At 43.2% G+C, this 16,697-nt stretch carries 14 protein-coding genes; 5 read left to right on the plus strand and 9 right to left on the minus strand.

Features of this window, described 5'->3' with window-relative positions; all coding sequences use genetic code 11:
• Nucleotides 1–31 precede the first annotated feature (31 nt).
• From Q7J63_RS16000 to Q7J63_RS16015, 4 genes are all read left to right on the plus strand, one after another.
• Nucleotides 32–907: an ROK family protein gene (locus Q7J63_RS16000; RefSeq protein ID WP_304887576.1), complete on the plus strand. Its 876-nt coding sequence runs from the start codon at nucleotides 32–34 to the stop codon at nucleotides 905–907.
• Between the two features lie 183 nt (nucleotides 908–1,090).
• Nucleotides 1,091–1,771 carry a hypothetical protein gene (locus tag Q7J63_RS16005; protein ID WP_139189695.1) on the plus strand — a complete coding sequence of 227 codons (681 nt, stop codon included), beginning with the start codon at nucleotides 1,091–1,093 and terminating at the stop codon, nucleotides 1,769–1,771.
• A 292-nt stretch (nucleotides 1,772–2,063) separates the two neighbouring features.
• Entirely contained in the window at nucleotides 2,064–3,095 is a 1,032-nt protein-coding gene (locus tag Q7J63_RS16010) for a galactitol-1-phosphate 5-dehydrogenase (protein ID WP_304887578.1), read from the plus strand.
• A gap of 6 nt (nucleotides 3,096–3,101) precedes the next feature.
• Nucleotides 3,102–4,214 (plus strand): Gfo/Idh/MocA family protein, encoded by a 1,113-nt coding sequence (locus Q7J63_RS16015; protein ID WP_304887579.1) that lies wholly within the window; start codon nucleotides 3,102–3,104, stop codon nucleotides 4,212–4,214.
• Between the two features lie 257 nt (nucleotides 4,215–4,471).
• Here the strand turns inward: Q7J63_RS16015 and Q7J63_RS16020 are convergent, their stop codons facing one another.
• Nucleotides 4,472–5,845, minus strand: coding sequence for a Gfo/Idh/MocA family protein (locus Q7J63_RS16020; RefSeq protein ID WP_304887581.1), 1,374 nt, complete (start codon nucleotides 5,843–5,845; stop codon nucleotides 4,472–4,474).
• Nucleotides 5,846–6,026: 181 nt separating this feature from the next.
• Between Q7J63_RS16020 and hemN the strand changes: the two genes are divergently transcribed.
• Entirely contained in the window at nucleotides 6,027–7,388 is a 1,362-nt protein-coding gene (gene hemN / locus Q7J63_RS16025; RefSeq protein ID WP_304887583.1) for an oxygen-independent coproporphyrinogen III oxidase, read from the plus strand.
• Between the two features lie 311 nt (nucleotides 7,389–7,699).
• Here hemN and Q7J63_RS16030 read toward each other — a convergent pair whose 3' ends face one another.
• From Q7J63_RS16030 to Q7J63_RS16065, 8 genes are all read right to left on the minus strand, one after another.
• A complete protein-coding gene (locus tag Q7J63_RS16030; protein ID WP_304887585.1) occupies nucleotides 7,700–8,404 on the minus strand; it encodes a sulfite exporter TauE/SafE family protein in 705 nt (234 codons plus the stop codon).
• A gap of 5 nt (nucleotides 8,405–8,409) precedes the next feature.
• Nucleotides 8,410–8,835, minus strand: coding sequence for a FixH family protein (locus Q7J63_RS16035; protein ID WP_019598019.1), 426 nt, complete (start codon nucleotides 8,833–8,835; stop codon nucleotides 8,410–8,412).
• Between the two features lie 307 nt (nucleotides 8,836–9,142).
• Nucleotides 9,143–10,558 carry a cytochrome c oxidase accessory protein CcoG gene (gene ccoG / locus Q7J63_RS16040; RefSeq protein ID WP_304887587.1) on the minus strand — a complete coding sequence of 472 codons (1,416 nt, stop codon included), beginning with the start codon at nucleotides 10,556–10,558 and terminating at the stop codon, nucleotides 9,143–9,145.
• A gap of 140 nt (nucleotides 10,559–10,698) precedes the next feature.
• On the minus strand, nucleotides 10,699–11,655 hold the full coding sequence (locus Q7J63_RS16045) for a cbb3-type cytochrome c oxidase N-terminal domain-containing protein (RefSeq protein ID WP_304887589.1): 957 nt from the start codon (nucleotides 11,653–11,655) through the stop codon (nucleotides 10,699–10,701).
• Complete coding sequence (locus tag Q7J63_RS16050) at nucleotides 11,642–11,833, minus strand: hypothetical protein (protein WP_019598022.1); 192 nt, start codon at nucleotides 11,831–11,833, stop codon at nucleotides 11,642–11,644. Before Q7J63_RS16050 ends, Q7J63_RS16045 begins: the two co-directional genes overlap by 14 nt.
• A 12-nt stretch (nucleotides 11,834–11,845) precedes the next feature.
• Nucleotides 11,846–13,978, minus strand: coding sequence for a cytochrome-c oxidase, cbb3-type subunit I (gene ccoN / locus Q7J63_RS16055; RefSeq protein WP_304887592.1), 2,133 nt, complete (start codon nucleotides 13,976–13,978; stop codon nucleotides 11,846–11,848).
• 3 nt (nucleotides 13,979–13,981) lie between these two features.
• Entirely contained in the window at nucleotides 13,982–14,164 is a 183-nt protein-coding gene (ccoS, locus tag Q7J63_RS16060) for a cbb3-type cytochrome oxidase assembly protein CcoS (protein WP_019598024.1), read from the minus strand.
• A 2-nt stretch (nucleotides 14,165–14,166) separates the two neighbouring features.
• Complete coding sequence (locus Q7J63_RS16065) at nucleotides 14,167–16,656, minus strand: heavy metal translocating P-type ATPase metal-binding domain-containing protein (RefSeq protein ID WP_304887595.1); 2,490 nt, start codon at nucleotides 16,654–16,656, stop codon at nucleotides 14,167–14,169.
• Between the last annotated feature and the right edge of the window lie 41 nt (nucleotides 16,657–16,697).

Consider the following 16,697-nt stretch of genomic DNA (forward strand, 5'->3'; position numbering starts at 1 on the left):
CTCCACAAACCTCTAACCAAGCAATACAAACATGAGTAATCCGGAAAAGGCAATTTTGGGAATGGATATCGGGGGAACCAACATCAAGGCAGGTGTGATGATCGGCAATGTCCTTCAGGATATCCGGAACATTCCGACCCCATCACAAGAAAGCCAGGAGTTTATTTTAGAGGCCATTGCCGAAATGATCGCATCTTACCTGCATCATGAGATCCAAGCCATCGGCATTGGAATTCCTGGATTGATCGATACCGAAAATGGAATTGTGCTCAATCTGGGAAACATTCCCTCTTTCCGAAAGGTACATCTCCGGGAATTTCTTCAGGCAAGGTTTGGAAAACCGGTTTTTATAAACAATGATGCCAATTGTTTTGCCTTGGGGGAATATAAATTTGGCGAAGCAAAAATACACAAACATATTGTCGGCATTACCTTGGGTACAGGTTTGGGTTGCGGCATCATCGTCAACCGCCACCTCTATTGCGGATTCAACTGTGCCGCGGGGGAATGGTGTTCCGTTCCTTATCTTGACCAAGATTTTGAATACTATTGTAGCGGAAAATTCTTTCTCAACCACTATCAAAAAAAGCCCAAATCCCTTTCAAAACTTGCCTATGCGGGTGATCCAGAAGCCCTAAAAGCCTTTGCCGAATATGGCAACCATCTTGGGGAATTGATCAAAAACATTCTCTATACCCTTGCTCCTGAAGCCATCGTATTGGGTGGATCCATCCGGAAAGCATTCCCCTATTTCAAGGAAAGCTTATATGCCAATCTTGCAACATTTAAGTACCCCTCCCTTAGTCAAAACTTAAAAATCCTGATTTCCGAACTGGACGAAACAGCCATCCACGGGGCGGTGGCATTGGTAGACGAATATGCTGTGGATAGGGTGAAGGAGGTTTGATCTCATTGCCGTTTTATTATTTGAAATAGGGTCATAGGACCCTATTCTTATTTTGACAGTTCAGATCAAACTGAATGGTCGCCTTTATGGCTTGAATTGGGCCTGGAAATTCACCTAAACAAATAGCGGCTGATTCTATACATGCCTTTGCGTGGCTTCTATTTTTTTATATTTTTGATCCATATGAAAAGACTCATTCCTTCAACTCTTATTTTGTTGATTTTTCTTAGTTCATGCCATACCACCAGGATCACCAAAAGCCAATATTGTAAAATCTGTCTGGAAACCGCTGACGGTATTATTCTGGATACTGAAAGTGCCTTGCTGAGCAATTCGCAAAACGATTATGTCAAGGAGATTATTCAAAAAGAATTTAAAAACATGGGAATCAACAATGTTTTTGATAAATACGAACTTGATTACGAATATTTCAAGTACGGAATAAAGAACATTGATAAGCTTGAGGACATGAAAGCCCTAAATCTTAATCTGGACATCAAATACATTCTCAAAGCCAATGTCTCTGAAATGAGAGAATCGGAAGGCTATGACCAGGTAGATCCCAATTCATCCATTTATCCGATTCCCAGAACACCAATGCTCAATTCTTCTTTGTTGAATTATGCGCTTGTAGAAACCAGTTCCGGTGAGGTGGTGTACAAAATTCATATCAACACTTCCGATAGCGAAATTCCCATAAACACAAAAGATGGAATGGAGGAGTATTATAATCTGGGGACCTCATTTAGAACCCTTCGAGTGGGCGCAAAAAGAGGCACCAAATATATCGTCGCAGACTGCAGCTGCCCGAAGATGAGCACGGTAAGATGGCGGAGATTATTTCAAAAGAAACAAAAGCTTTGATCCTATCACCCACTCATCAAAACAAGAAATAAAAACGGAATTGGAGGGGTTTTAAATGTGAAACTGAAACCTCCTACTCTTGGTGTATGGTGCATCAACTGGCTTTCGCAGCTTTCAATAGCGGTAGTAAAGTATCAATTCATGAATATTTTTTTTGGAACATCAACCAATGGTTCAATAAACCAAAACCAGTGATTTTCCCCCAAATATCCGTTTTAGCCTTCCTACACAATTTGATTTCCATTTCACGAAAATCAATGTATTTTTGTTTGTAACCCAAAAACAAACAACCATGAAAGCACTCGTCTTGGAATCCTACAACAACCTAGTCTATAAAGATGTACCCAAACCAGATTTCAAAAACAATGAGGTGTTGGTACAGGTAAAAGCCTGCGGAATCTGTGGAAGCGATGTGCATGGAATGGATGGCAGCACAGGCCGCAGAAACCCACCCTTGATCATGGGCCATGAAGCATCAGGGCTGATTGTGGAAGTTGGAAATGAGGTCCAATCTTTTGCAAAAGGGGATCGGGTAACTTTTGACTCTACCATTTATGCCCTCAATGATTGGTACACCTTGCGTGGAAAATACAACTTGAGTGACAATAGAAAAGTATTGGGCGTATCACCCAAAGAATACCGGCAGGATGGCGCATTTGCCGAATATGTAGTCGTACCGGAACATATTCTCTACCGTTTGCCGGATTCGGTTTCTTTTGAACAGGCAGCCATGGTCGAACCCGTTGCAGTAGCGACACATGCAATTGATTTGACTCCCATAAGTTTGCGGGACACTGTATTGGTAGTTGGAGCCGGCATGATCGGACTTTTCCTGATTCAGGTGCTGAAGCTTTCCAATGCCGGCAAAATCATTGCGGTGGATTTGGATGACAAAAAACTGGAACTGGCGAAGAAATTCGGGGCAGATCATACATTCAACTCTAAAACAGAGGACATTCAAGAATCCATCTTGGCACTGACCCATAATCGGGGTACAGACGTGGTTTTCGAAGCTGTCGGAATCAGTGCCACCGTAAAATTGGCCATCGAAAATGTGCGAAAGGGAGGAGTGGTCACCTTGGTCGGAAATCTTGCCCAGCAAGTGGATTTCCCCTTGCAAGCCGTGGTCACGAGGGAAATTCGACTGCAAGGAAGTTGTGCGATTGCGGGAGAATATGCCAAGGTCTTGGAAATGATGGAAAAAGGATTGATTGATGTGGATTCATTGTTGAGTGCCAAAGTACCGCTAAGTGAAGGCGCATCATGGTTCAAAAGGCTGTATGACAAAGAACCCGGTTTGAATAAAGTAGTCCTCCAACCTTAAAATCCCATGTACAAAACAGGAATCATTGGCTGCGGAAAAGTGGCTCATTTGCATGCCAAAGCACTTCAACATTTGCCACATTCGGATTTCAGGGCCGTGTTTAGCAGAACCCTCGACAAGGCCAATTCATTTGCTGCGTCCTATGGTGTAAAAGCCTATGACAATATCACCGAAATGGTGAAAAATGAAAAACTGGACATGGTGGTCATTTGTACTCCCCACCCAAATCACCGTGACCCAACATTGGAAGCACTCAAAGCAGGTGCCCACGTACTCGTAGAAAAACCTCTGGCCGCTTCATTGGCAGATTGTGATGCCATGATCCATGCTGCGGAAGCCCATCAGAAGAAATTGGCGGTGATCAGCCAAAGGAGGTTTTATGCTCCCGTGCAAAGAGTAAAAAAAGCCATTGATGCCGGAAAGATCGGCAAGCCTATATTGGGAACCATCAACATGCTGGGCTGGCGAGATGAAAAATACTACCAATCCGATCCCTGGAGAGGTTCATGGAAACATGAAGGGGGAGGCGTATTGGTCAATCAAGCCCCCCATCAATTGGATCTGTTGCTTTGGATGATGGGAGATGTGCAAGAGGTTTATGGCACTTGGGCCAATCTCAACCATCCCTTTATCGAAGTGGAGGACACGGCATTGGCCATCGTCAAATTCAAAAATGGAGGCCTTGGGAATATCATTGTCAGCAATTCCCAAAAACCAGGGATCTACGGAAAAGTCCAAATCCATGGCAGCAACGGCGCTTCCGTGGGCGTGCAACCTGAAGGCGGCGCGATGTTTATCGCCGGCGTTTCTGGCATCGCCGAACCTCCGGTCAATGACCTTTGGACCATTCCCGGAGAGGAAGCCATGCTCAAAGATTGGATAAAGGCGGACACCGATTTTTTCCACACCATCGATCCTACCGTTTATTATATAGAAAGACAGATTGAAGATTTTCTCGAAGCGCTTTCCAAGGGAAGAGATCCGTTGGTGACTGGAGAACAAGCTCGTAAAACCGTCGAATTGTTTACCGCCATCTATCGGTCCACAAGGGACAATGCTGTGATTAAATTTCCACTGCTTCCCGAAAAGGACAGGGATGATTTTGATGGGAGGATTTGATCCAGGAATATCAAAAAACAGAAATTCACAGTATATTCAAGTGCGTAAAAAGTCATTTCTGGATAAATAATAGGGATTTAACGCTCTTCATGTACATAGAATACCATCGAGATAAACCAAAAAAACCACCTTTCGCAGGTGGTTTTTTTGGTTTATCAATCATCTGGTTTCAAAGGATTTTGGAATTTTTATCATTACCGAAATAAAACCATCCAGATGATTTAAAAAGAAAGGATGTTCTTACCTGATTTTCGCTCTCAAGCTCCTCTCCCGCTTTCCTTCAGCTCAATATCAGTCAGCTCTTGGATCTTGATCGGTTTCCCTGTTTCAATGCTGTTTCTGGCTGCAATCCCGACGAGAATCGACATGGCGCCATCCCTAGTGCCTGCGGATTGCCTGTATGGGTCCGCAAGAGTGGGATCTTTGAAGAGTTTGTCCTTGAGACGGGTATCTCCTCCACCATGACCTCCCCCGCCTTGGGGAATGATGATGATTTGGGTTTCCGCAAAGTTTTTGGTCAATCTGATTTCATCCTGATTTGCCTCTTCCCATGGCTGACTTTCCTTGATCCAAGCCTCCATCCGGCCTTTGGTCCCGTTGAAAGCAATCCTGTAACCCTCATAGGGAGAATAAGTCGTAAGTGAATAACTGACCTGAACCCCATTCATATAACGGATCTGCACAGCCATTTTGTCATAAATATCGATTTCCTCCCTGAAGACACAGCCATCACGGAGGTAGCCATCGTGGTGTTCATTGTTGACATACAAGTCCACCATGTGCTTGCTTTTGGTGATGTCCCAATAAAAATCACAATTGTTTTTGTGCGTACATGGTCGGCAGTTCGTGGATCGAAAAGGTCCGTTTTTTCCGTAAAACTCCAGTTTGCCGTAAGCAAAAACTTCTTCCGGATCGGAATCTATCCACCAGTTGAGCAGGTCAAAATGATGGGTGGACTTGTGGACCAAAAGTGTCCCACCCTTATCCTTGAACCCATGCCATCTCCGGAAATAATCCGCTCCATGGGAGGTATTCAGATACCAATGGAAATCAACCGAAGTCAATTCCCCAATCTCCCCGTTTCTTAACATTTCGAACATTTTTTGTCTATGGGGAGAATAGCGGTAATTGAAGGTGACGATGACACTTTTACCTGATTTTCTTTCTGCGTCGAGGATGGCTTGGCATTTAAACTCATCCGTGGTCATTGGTTTTTCGGTGATCACATTGGCTCCAAATTCGAGTGCTTTGATGATGAATTCATGGTGGGTACTGTCCATGGTTGTCACGATCACCACATCAGGCTTGGTTTCCTTCAGCATTTTGTCAAAATCGGTAAAAACCGGGCAATTCACCCCGATATATTCTTTGGCAAAATTCAAACGACCAATATTCTTGTCACACAAGCCCACGAAGGTTATCTTATCCGGATAGACACTCGTCACATCTTTTCCAAACATGTTGACCCCTCTGACACCGGTCCCTACAAGTGCAAGTTTCATCTTTTGGTCAGGTTTGTCCCAAATCGTCAATGCTTCTGCTATTCCATTCAAAAAAATGGAGCCCATGGCGAGTGATCCTGTTTTTGCAATAAAATTTCTTCTGGAGGGATTATGGTTATCGGCTTTCATAGGTTTTGGGTTAATTGATCTACAAAATATCAATTAATCACTAAAAAACCATTTTTCATTTGGATTAATCCCTCATATAAAGGATAAGTGGAAAGTACTGACTTTTATCAGTTTTCCAAAAAACAGATGTCATGTTATTTAAGGGCTTGATTGAGGAATTTTGTTTCATAAACGCAATACGATGAGACCTATTTCCGCTGAACTCTTACAGAAATACAATGTTCCCGCACCCCGGTATACCAGTTACCCTACGGTACCTTTTTGGGAAATCAATCTGGAAAGCAATCAATGGATCAGTTTGGTCAAAAAAGCGTATCATGAATTTGGCGACCAAGAAGGAATCACGCTGTACATCCACCTTCCTTATTGTGAAAGCCTATGCACCTATTGCGGCTGCAACAAGCGCATCACCAAAAACCACGCGGTGGAAATGCCGTACATCACTGCCGTAATGAAGGAATGGCAAACCTATTTGGACATCTTACCCGAAAAACCCAAACTGGCTGGAATTCACTTGGGTGGTGGTACGCCCACTTTTTTTTCTCCGGAATCCCTTCGTGAAATGCTCGTATTCATCAACGAAAGCACTGAAGTATTGCCCGAAGCCGAATTCAGTTTTGAGGGTCACCCCAACAATACCACCCGGGAACACCTGCAAACTCTTTTCGATCTAGGATTCCGAAGGGTCAGCTACGGGGTTCAGGATTTTGATCTTGCCGTACAAAAAGCCATTCATAGGATTCAACCATTGGAGAAAGTAAAGCAAGCCTGTGATATGGCAAGGGAAATCGGCTATGAATCGGTCAATTTTGACCTGATCTACGGCCTGCCGCACCAAACTTTGGAAACCATGGAGGAAACCTTTCGAGAGGTGGGCAACTTGAGACCTGACCGAATAGCGTTCTACAGCTATGCCCACTTGCCCTCCGCTTTCCCTTCCCAGAAAAGTTTTGAAAAATTCCTTCCCAAAGAATCCGAAAAAAGATACCTCTACGAAAAAGGAAAGGAACTTTTAAACCAAATGGGTTATCTGGAAATCGGGATGGACCATTTTGCACTCCCTGGGGATGCTTTATACGTGGCAAAGATTGAAAAAAGTTTGCACAGAAATTTCATGGGATACACGACTTCACCCTCAAAAATCCTTTTGGGATTGGGCAATAGTTCCATCAGCGATGTGCATTACGCCTACGGACAAAACACCAAAGAAATCGACCTTTACAAGGAACAAATGGGACTTGGCTATCTAGCCTTGAGCAAATCCCATGGGCAGACTGAAGAGGACATCCAAATAAAAAAACTGATTCTGGAATTGATCTGCAATCAAAAAACCACCTGGAACCTTTGTTTCTACACCTTGCTTGGGAAAGATATTTGGGAAAAACTGAAAGAATTTCAATTTGAAGGCCTAATTCAATTTGACACTTCCGGAATGGAAATCTTAGAGGAGGGAATTCCCTTTATCAGAAATATATGCATGGTATTCGACAAAAGAATGAAGACTAGAAACGAGAAAAAATTCACTTTTAGCAAAGCGATCTGAAAACCACTTCTGGAAATAATTGGTATTGAATCTGACCAGTCATTTCGCATGCATCTTAAAGCATTCAATTCTTCGGAAATGGGAATGCGTTTCACCTACTCAACCCGAAATATGCAATAGGTTTCCAAATGGGATTGAAACTGAAAGAAAATCAGAGTATTGGGAGAATAATTCCTGACACCAATAGGGTGAAATCAAAAATAGATTGTCAGTCAATCACATTATTGAGTTGAGTCCGTAATGCATAAAACGGGTTAAAATCTCAGTTAAAATGTGTCTTTTTTTATCCCAAAAGAAATCTGGGACAACCCTTATTTGCACATGGTGATTTCCACCTTTTCGGCTCCATAATCAAAAAGGTGAAGTTTTGGGCTTCCAAAGTGCCCTCCCAAACCCAAGCCTCTTACGATAAACAGAATCCCGATGAACATCGCGAGATAAGGCATCCCTTTCACCATTTTTTGCCTTAAGGAAACAGAAAACATTTTCCCGGAGACCATCAGAACCAAGAGCATGGGAATGGTCCCGATTCCAAAAAAGAACATATACAAGGCCCCCTGCAAAGGACTCTGAAGGGCGAGTGAGGCGATCAAAGCGATGTATACCATTCCACAAGGCAACAAGCCATTGATCAAACCAGAACCAAAAAAGGCGAATCGACCCCCCTTTTTCAGAAAGTGCCCAAGGGAATTTTTCACTTTATACACCAAGCCAAACAATCCTGATTGGGTAATCATTCGTTCGGATCGTTTGTAAAAAAATGCCATTACTAAAATAATGATACCCATCACTATCGATATCCACTGCTGAATACCTGCCAATGCCAAGGAAAATCCGACCAAACCAATCAATGCACCTAGCAAGGAATAGGTCGCTGTTCTTCCGAAATTGTAAAGTATTTTATTTCCCAGAAACCTGCTGTTGTCTTTTGCAGAAATGGCCAAAGCAATTGGTCCGCACATTCCCAAACAGTGGAATGAACCCAAAAAACCAAGCAAAAAGGCAGTCCAGAGCATGGCGTTTAGATCGTAATGTTTTTCTCTTGGTAATAATCTTTTCCTGACTCGCTCCAAGTGAGTTTTACTTTCCAGTATCCCGCTTTCAGATCTTTGACATCGATCGCATTTGATTTGGAATCCGTAATGTTCACTTCCAGCTTTTTATCCAAGCGCGCATCTGAAGGCCGGAAGAAATGAAGCGTTCCTTTGGCTCCTACTGGCAAATGGAGGTCCACGGTTTTCATTTGGCTATCGAAAATCAAAATCTCATGTTCCAACAAATGGGTGTTGATCACACGGTCGATATGCTCTTGGTATTTGATTTCTTCTGCATAATAATTTTGGGTCACCAAATGCATGTCGTCTTGTCTGACACAGATGGTCACCAGCGTTCCCATCAAGATTCCAAAAGATATTAATACGAGTACTATTCCTTTTCCCCAATCCATTTTTATTTTTCTTTTATAGGTTGTTAAACCCGTTTTATACAATATGAATCCTATCCCAGCCTGAAATAAATTGACAATCAGTAGGTTGCAATATTTTTTTTTAATCTCACCCTATTGGACCATACATAATTTTATTCTCCAAATAGACTGATTTCCGTGCCGTTACAACTTCACTAACAAGCCTAATGCATCTTTCGGGTTAAACTAATTAAAATTAGACCCAAATCGGTATTGATATTTTGGAAAATGGCCTCCTCACTGATTTCATCAATCGAGTAATGACCAAAACTCCGCTTTTCAAATCCCGCTAATTCTTGACCGGCCCCATAAAACTCGTCTTGATTTTATCGATCACCTCTCCGTTTTGAAGGAGCAATAAGGTAATGTTTTCCTGATTGGTTTGGATGTCGTTTTGATCCTTGACGATGAAAAACCGACCGTCAAATTTGGTTTGACCTTCCAACAACCAATTTTGATCCCCTACCACTTCTATTCTATACCGGTCATCTTCAGCTTTGATCTCCACCAATTGCTGATCAAAGGTCTTGTTGATAAAAGTGACTTCATAAAGATTGCTTACCAATCCCCCTTCCCTTTCCTGAAAGGTCATCCCTCTAAATCTGGTGATGGTTGCCCCAAGATCATCTCTCGTGGCCAGAAGACCTATAAATGCCATGACCAAAACCAAAAGCACTGCGGAATATCCCTTTACCCTTCCAGTCAATAATTTTTGTCGTCCTTCCTGTATACTGTTTTCTGAAGCGTATCGAATCAATCCGACAGGCCTATCCACTTTCAACATGACTTCATCACAGGCATCAATACAGGCAGTGCAATTGACACATTCCATTTGAATACCATTCCGGATATCGATCCCGGTAGGGCAAACCTGTACGCAAAGACTACATTCTACACAATCCCCTTTTGGAGTTTCCTCCACCTTATTTTTTCGAATGGGCCCTCTCGGCTCACCTCTCACATAATCATAGGTGACGTTGATGGAGTTGTTATCCAGCAAAACCCCCTGCAATCTTCCATAAGGGCAGACGACGATACATGCTTGCTCCCTAAACCAGGAAAAGACAAACAAGAATATCCCGGTGAAGACCATCAATCCAATGAATCCAGCCATGTTTTCGCCAGGTGGCTGGGTGACAATCTCTTTTACATTGTCGATTCCGATGAGATAAGCCATCGTGATATGGGAAATCATGAAGGAAATCAGGATGAAAATAGTCATTTTTAGACCTTTCTTTCTGAGCTTCTCCCCGTTCCAAGGCATTGCCTCAAGCTGCCTTTGTTGGTTGGCATCGCCCTCTATCCAATACTCTATTTTGCGAAAGACCATTTCCATAAACAAGGTTTGTGGACATGCCCATCCGCAGAAAACCCGCCCAAAGACCACCGTAAACAGAATGACAAAGACAAAGAAAATCAGCAGAAGAAAGATGAGCAAATGGGTATCCTGTGGCCAAAAAACGGCTCCAAAGATGATGAATTTTCTTTCGAAAATATTGAAGAGCAGCCAGGGTTTTCCATTCACCTTGATAAAAGGACCCAAAAACAAGATTCCCAATAAAAGATAAGAAAGGTAACTTCTCCATTGATAGAATTTGCCCGATACTTTTTTTGGGAAAACCCAGTTCCTTTTTCCATCCTCCTTCACGGTTCCCAATGCATCCCGGAATTTGGTAGGATCTATATGCGGATTTTGCTTGCTCATTTGGATTTCATTGCTTCGCCTCGGTTGTCAATATTTGACTTTCACTAAAATTTTAATCGCAATTCAAAACCAGCATCCAAAATGCGGGGAGGCTTTGATAAGCCTTCCCCACTTTCCGGACAATACTTTAATGGTCTGATTTAATTGCCTACCGTATCTTGTTCAACTATTTCGACCCCAAGACCCTCTTCTGTCAAAGCATCGATGGGTTTTTCTATGACAGCTTCATACAATTCGCCCTGTGGTTCTTTGGGGTTTGCTGACGTGTTGCCTACAAGTGTCAAGATAAAACTTGATACCTGCTGCATTTCTTCCGGGCTCAGCTGATCCTGCCAAGGGATCATTCCCTTTTCGGGAACCCCGTATTTGATCACCTTAAACACATCTTGAATAGAACCCCCATGGATCCAATAGTCGTCCGTTAAGTTTGGTCCTACTCCACCACCTCCATCAGAGGCATGGCAAGCGACACAATTGTTTTCATAAATCGTCTGTCCACTTTTGATAGCAGGTCCCGATTTATCAAAAAGCACGTTGGTTTCATCAATGCTTCCCAAGGCCAATGCCTGATACTTCTCTTTTTGGATACTGGCAAGCCTCAACTCCTCATCGTATTCCTCATACTGGGTTTTCCCGATGCCCAATACGAGATAGTTCCCAACATAGATAAAGGCGAAGGCAATGCTGAAATAAAAGACGTACTTCAACCAGGGCGGCATGAAATTATCCAGCTCTACGATACCGTCATAGCTGTGATCGAGCATAATGTCTTTTTCTTCCTCAATGGATTTGCGTTTTCCAGTCACATACTTCACCTTGAAACTTTCCAACCAAGAAGGTGCCTGCTCTTCTGACAAGGCAAATTTTGGGTTTTGCTTTTTCAAGACTGATGACAAAAAAGACATCAGATAAACCATCAAAATAAGCAGCAGTAAGATCACACCCAAAACAACCACCAAAATGATCAACAATGTCAATTGACTGCTCTTCATACTACCGAGTGCTTCCATCCAATTTCCATCTGCATTCTGGGCAAATCCTGGAAAGGTCAAAAACAAACCTCCCAGCAGCAATAGCAACGACTTAAACTTTTTCATAGCTGTTCTCATTTTGAGGTCCATCTTTCAAAGGCATTTCTTTCATGTGATCGACATAATTTTTATCCACCCTTACCACCCACCAAAACATCCCTATAAAAAACAGAAAAAAGATGGTCAGTGAGATAATTGGATAGATTTCGATGTTTTCTATCGAGCTTAATATTTCTCCTTTCATGATTTTCGGTGATTAAGGGTTGGTAGCAGTAGTTTTTTTGATATCGGTTCCAAGACGCTGTAGATAAGCGATCATGGCGACAATCTCGGTGTCCGGCAGGACTTCAATCCCTGATTCCTTCAGGTTGGCCACGATCATATCCGCTTGGATCTTTAGATCCCCAAGTGCCAGTTGGTCATATCCTTCAGGATAAGGCACACCCAGTCTTTGCATCGTCCTGATTTTGGCTGGAACATCGCCATGATCCATCATGGTGGTGTTCATCCAAGAATATGGAGGCATCACAGAACCTGGAGACATGCTTTGGGGATCTATCATGTGGTGATAGTGCCAGCTGTCCGGGTATTTACCGCCTTGCCTGTGCAAATCGGGCCCCGTTCGTTTGGATCCCCACAGGAATGGCCTGTCGTAGACAAATTCACCCGCTTTGGAATATTCTCCATATCGCTCCGTTTCGGATCTAAATGGCCTGATCATTTGGGAGTGACAACCCACACAACCATGGGAAATGTATAAATCCCTGCCTTGTAATTCCAGTGCGCTATAAGGCATCACACTTGAAATGGTCGGTACATTTGATTTCACCAAAATGGTTGGGACGATTTCCACAAGCCCACCGATCAGAATTGCAACAGTGGCCATTACAGAAAAGAAAACTGGTTTTCTCTCCCATGACCTGTGCCAAAACTCACCTTTCACCTCAACATGCTTGGCCAAGGCTGGCGCTTCATCGGCCTCTTCTTTCAGGAAGGAACCTTGTTTGGCTGTTTTGATAAGGTTATAACACATTAAAATCGCTCCACTTAAGTAAAGGAAGCCACCAAAAGCACGCAGCATGTACATCGGAATGATCTGAATCACAGTCTCCAAGAAGTTTGGATAAGCCAATCTTCCCGCTTCACTGAATTCTTTCCACATCAAACTTTGCGTCAATGCCGCTACGTAAAGCGGTAAGGCATAGAACAAAATACCCAAGGTTCCCAACCAAAAGTGGGTATTGGCCATTTTGGTAGAATAAAGGTCCGTTCTCCACATTCTTGGCCATAGCCAATACAGCATAGAGAATGTCAAGAAACCATTCCATCCCAATGCGCCAATGTGCACGTGGGCGACTATCCAGTCAGTATAGTGAGCGATCGCATTTACGTTTTTCAGTGAAAGCAATGGCCCCTCGAAGGTGGACATGCCATAGGCAGTCACGGCCACGACCATGAATTTCAGTACAGGATCCACCCGAACTTTATCCCATGCGCCTCTCAGTGTCAACAAACCGTTGACCATACCACCCCATGAAGGAGCGATCAACATCACCGAGAAAGCGACGCCAATGATCTGTGCCCATTCGGGCAATGCCGTATACAGCAAATGGTGAGGTCCTGCCCAGATGTAAAGGAAAATCAATGACCAGAAATGGACAATAGACAGTTTATAGGAATAGACAGGTCGATTGGCAGCTTTGGGAAGGAAATAATACATCAATCCCAAAAATGGAGTCGTTAGGAAAAATGCAACCGCATTGTGTCCATACCACCATTGAACCAAAGCATCCTGAACCCCTGCATAAGCTGAATAGCTTTTGAAAAAGGAAACTGGAAGTGCCAAAGAATTGAAAACATGGAGCACCGCAACGGTAATGAACGAAGCCAGGTAAAACCAGATGGCCACATACATGTGTTTTTCTCTTCTTTTGAGAAGTGTTCCGATCATGTTGGCTCCAAAAGCCAACCATACGATGGTGATGGCGATATCAATCGGCCATTCCAATTCTGCGTATTCTTTGGAACTGGTCAGACCCAAAGGAAGGGTAATAACAGCAGAAAGAATGATGATCTGCCAACCCCAGAAATGGAACCAGCTCATGGTTTTGTTCCACATGGGGGTTTTCAACAACCTCGGCATGGAATAGTAAATCCCTGCAAAGATGGCATTGCCCACAAAGGCAAAAATCACCGCATTGGTATGCAATGGCCTGATCCGCCCATAGGTGGTGTATGGATTTCCCAAATTGGCCTCGGGAAGAAAGAGCTGAAGTGCTGCTAACAGCCCGATCAGCATGCCGGCTAGCCCCCAGATCATGGTCGCTGCGCCGAAGTACTTTACGATTTTGTTGTCGTAACTGAACTTTTCCAGTATTGCTCCTGACATATTTTACTTTGATTTAGTTGATGGTAATTGTTTTTCTTTTGTTTTTATTTTTTGGTCAAATAAGATCCGAACCGAAGGGGTGTAGTTGTCATCAAACTGACCGCCTTTCATCGCCCTGAAAAACAGGAATAAAAAACCTCCTGCCATGATTAAGCTGACTCCGATAAGAATGAAGAGTACTTCCATAATTAGAATATTTGGTCTTTAAGTCCTTTTTTGTAAGCGAGATAATTTGTCGAGACGGTAGTGAAAATCACCACGGAAAGGCTGCTCAGCGGCATGAGGATGGCACAGAAAACTGGGCTGACCAATCCCTGGACCGCGAAAAATATCCCGATGAGGTTATATGTAAAACTCAATCCAAAACTCGCCTTGATGATTTTCCTGCTGGTCTTGGCAAACTCCAGATAAGCAGGCAATTTATGGATCACCGCTGCATCCATTATCGCATCACTTGCAGGAGAGAAATTGGTAACCCTATCGGTCAACGCGATTCCCACCTGACTTTCTCTCAAAGCTCCTGCATCATTCAATCCATCGCCAACCATCAGTATATTGGCTTTATTGCGACTGAGTTTTTGAATATAGAGGAGCTTATCCGTTGGCCCTTGGCTAAAATTCATTTGAATCCTCGGACCGAAAACTTTGCGCAGATTGTCCCTTTCGTGGTCATGGTCTCCTGAGAGAAAATGAACTTCTCGGGTTTTCCCGATTTCATCGACTACCGTTTCAATGCCTTTTCTCAAGCCACTCTGGATAAAGAAATAACCCAATAGAACCCCCTCCAAAGACAGAAAAACCTGATTCCCACCTTTTTTGATATACTGGAATTTAGCGCCTGTATATTCCGCCGATCCCAATTTGATTTCCTGTGATTTGTAAATCAGTCTCAAGCCACTCCCCTGAATCTCTTCTACGTCTCCTATATTGGCTCCCTTTACACCCTCCAGCCAGGAATTGATCCTGTTGCTCAGTGGATGGGTGGATTGGTTGACCATAGATTTGATCACAGACTTGGTTTCTTCGGTGAGTGTATCAAGCTCCCCTGGCATTGAGTAAGCCATGGATACCGCACCTTTTTCATCCATCACATGGTAATATTCCAAGGATGCATCAGATGTTGCGGTCAATGTCCCAGTCTTATCAAAAACAACCGTATCTATGAAAGCCAATTTCTCGATGACTCCAGCATTTTTCAAGTAAAATTTCCCTTGTCCAAAAACCCGCAAGGTATTGCCCAAGGTAAAGGGCGTGGACATGGCCAAAGCACAAGGACAGGTAATGATCAACACTGCTGTAAAGGCTTTAATCCCAACCGAAAAATCTGTAAAAGCCCAGTAGGTCAATGCGGCAAAGGCAATCAAAAGCACTACTGCTGTGAATTTTCCGCTAATGCGGTTTGACAGGGATTCCAAAGAGGTTCCTTTTTCCTTTTGGAAAGCCTCGTTGTTCCATAAATCGGTCAAATATCCTTGAGAAGCAGATTTCTGAACAGTAAGAGTAATGGCTTTTCCTTTCTGCCGTCCGCCAGCATAAATAAGTTCGCCTCTTTTTTTGACCACAGGTACTTCCTCACCTGTCACAAAACTATAGTCTATATAGGCTTCTCCCTCCAAAAGTATGCTGTCAGCAGGCACCAACTCTTGGTCCCTTACTTTAATGATATCCCCAACCCCCAATTTGGTAAGAGGGATCACCTCTTCCGCATCCTTGGTTAATTTGGTCACTGCAACTGGGAAATAAGCTTTGTAATCCCTATCGAATGAAAGGGTATCATATGTCTTTTGCTGGTATAATTTCCCGATCAACAGAAAGAACAACAGACCGCCCAAGGTATCCATGTATCCCTCCTGCCCAGCAATCAGGATTTCATAAAGACTGTAAAAAAAGAGCGTGAATATCCCAATGGCTATTGGCACGTCCATATTCACGGCTCTGTTTTTAAGAGAAAGCCAAGCCGAACGGTAATAGTCCGTTGCCGAATAAAAAAACACCGGAAGTGAAAGTAAAATGTTCAGGTAATTGAATGCCCACTTAAAATTTTCCCCAAGAAGCTCAGCTCCCGAGAAGTATTCTGGCAAGCTAAAGAACATCATGTTTCCGAAGCAGAACCCTGCCACGGCTAATTTATAGATGAGTTTTTTATCAGTTTTGGCAATGGGCTTCCTGTCCACATCCGACAGGTTTAACCTCGGCTCATAGCCTATTTTGGAAAGAAGAAGTACCAAATCCCTGAGGCTGAGCTGACCATGTTTAAACTTTACCTGAACTTTCTTCCTTATAAAATCCACCCTTCCAGAAATGATATTGGTATCCAAATGATGTAGGTTTTCCAATAGCCAAATACAAGAAGCACAATGGATCAGGGGGATGGTGAAAGTGATGTGGGTCTCCTCCTCATTTTGGAAATCCACCAGCTTGCGGATGATGTCTCTATCCAATAGATAATCAAATCGGTTCTCCTTTTTGGAGACCTTTTTTTGACTTTGGCCCGGTCTTTCCGCAATGTCATAGTAGGCACAAAGGTCATTTTCTGAAAGAACATCATAGACCAATTTACAGCCTGTGCAGCAAAAATCCTTCTCCTGATGGTGTATGATCTCATCCACACAAAACTCCCCACAATGGTAACATGGTTTAGTGTCGTGATCGGTCAATATTTTATGCGGTTTGGGCATTTCATGCAAGTTAATGAGGATCAATAGGCGAAAACATGATA

Origin of the sequence: Rhodonellum sp. (genome assembly GCF_030656585.1) — a bacterium.
GTDB lineage: Bacteria > Bacteroidota > Bacteroidia > Cytophagales > Cyclobacteriaceae > Rhodonellum > Rhodonellum psychrophilum.

What these genes read in the sequence shown, in the direction of transcription:
- Q7J63_RS16000 (WP_304887576.1), top strand. Translation starts at nt 32, where the DNA reads ATGAGTAATCCGGAAAAGGCAATTTTGGGAATGGATATCGGGGGAACC.
- Q7J63_RS16005 (WP_139189695.1), top strand. Translation starts at nt 1,091, where the DNA reads ATGAAAAGACTCATTCCTTCAACTCTTATTTTGTTGATTTTTCTTAGT.
- Q7J63_RS16010 (WP_304887578.1), top strand. Translation starts at nt 2,064, where the DNA reads ATGAAAGCACTCGTCTTGGAATCCTACAACAACCTAGTCTATAAAGAT.
- Q7J63_RS16015 (WP_304887579.1), top strand. Translation starts at nt 3,102, where the DNA reads ATGTACAAAACAGGAATCATTGGCTGCGGAAAAGTGGCTCATTTGCAT.
- Q7J63_RS16020 (WP_304887581.1), bottom strand. Translation starts at nt 5,845, where the DNA reads ATGAAAGCCGATAACCATAATCCCTCCAGAAGAAATTTTATTGCAAAA.
- hemN (WP_304887583.1), top strand. Translation starts at nt 6,027, where the DNA reads ATGAGACCTATTTCCGCTGAACTCTTACAGAAATACAATGTTCCCGCA.
- Q7J63_RS16030 (WP_304887585.1), bottom strand. Translation starts at nt 8,404, where the DNA reads ATGCTCTGGACTGCCTTTTTGCTTGGTTTTTTGGGTTCATTCCACTGT.
- Q7J63_RS16035 (WP_019598019.1), bottom strand. Translation starts at nt 8,835, where the DNA reads ATGGATTGGGGAAAAGGAATAGTACTCGTATTAATATCTTTTGGAATC.
- ccoG (WP_304887587.1), bottom strand. Translation starts at nt 10,558, where the DNA reads ATGAGCAAGCAAAATCCGCATATAGATCCTACCAAATTCCGGGATGCA.
- Q7J63_RS16045 (WP_304887589.1), bottom strand. Translation starts at nt 11,655, where the DNA reads ATGAAAAAGTTTAAGTCGTTGCTATTGCTGCTGGGAGGTTTGTTTTTG.
- Q7J63_RS16050 (WP_019598022.1), bottom strand. Translation starts at nt 11,833, where the DNA reads ATGAAAGGAGAAATATTAAGCTCGATAGAAAACATCGAAATCTATCCA.
- ccoN (WP_304887592.1), bottom strand. Translation starts at nt 13,978, where the DNA reads ATGTCAGGAGCAATACTGGAAAAGTTCAGTTACGACAACAAAATCGTA.
- ccoS (WP_019598024.1), bottom strand. Translation starts at nt 14,164, where the DNA reads ATGGAAGTACTCTTCATTCTTATCGGAGTCAGCTTAATCATGGCAGGA.
- Q7J63_RS16065 (WP_304887595.1), bottom strand. Translation starts at nt 16,656, where the DNA reads ATGCCCAAACCGCATAAAATATTGACCGATCACGACACTAAACCATGT.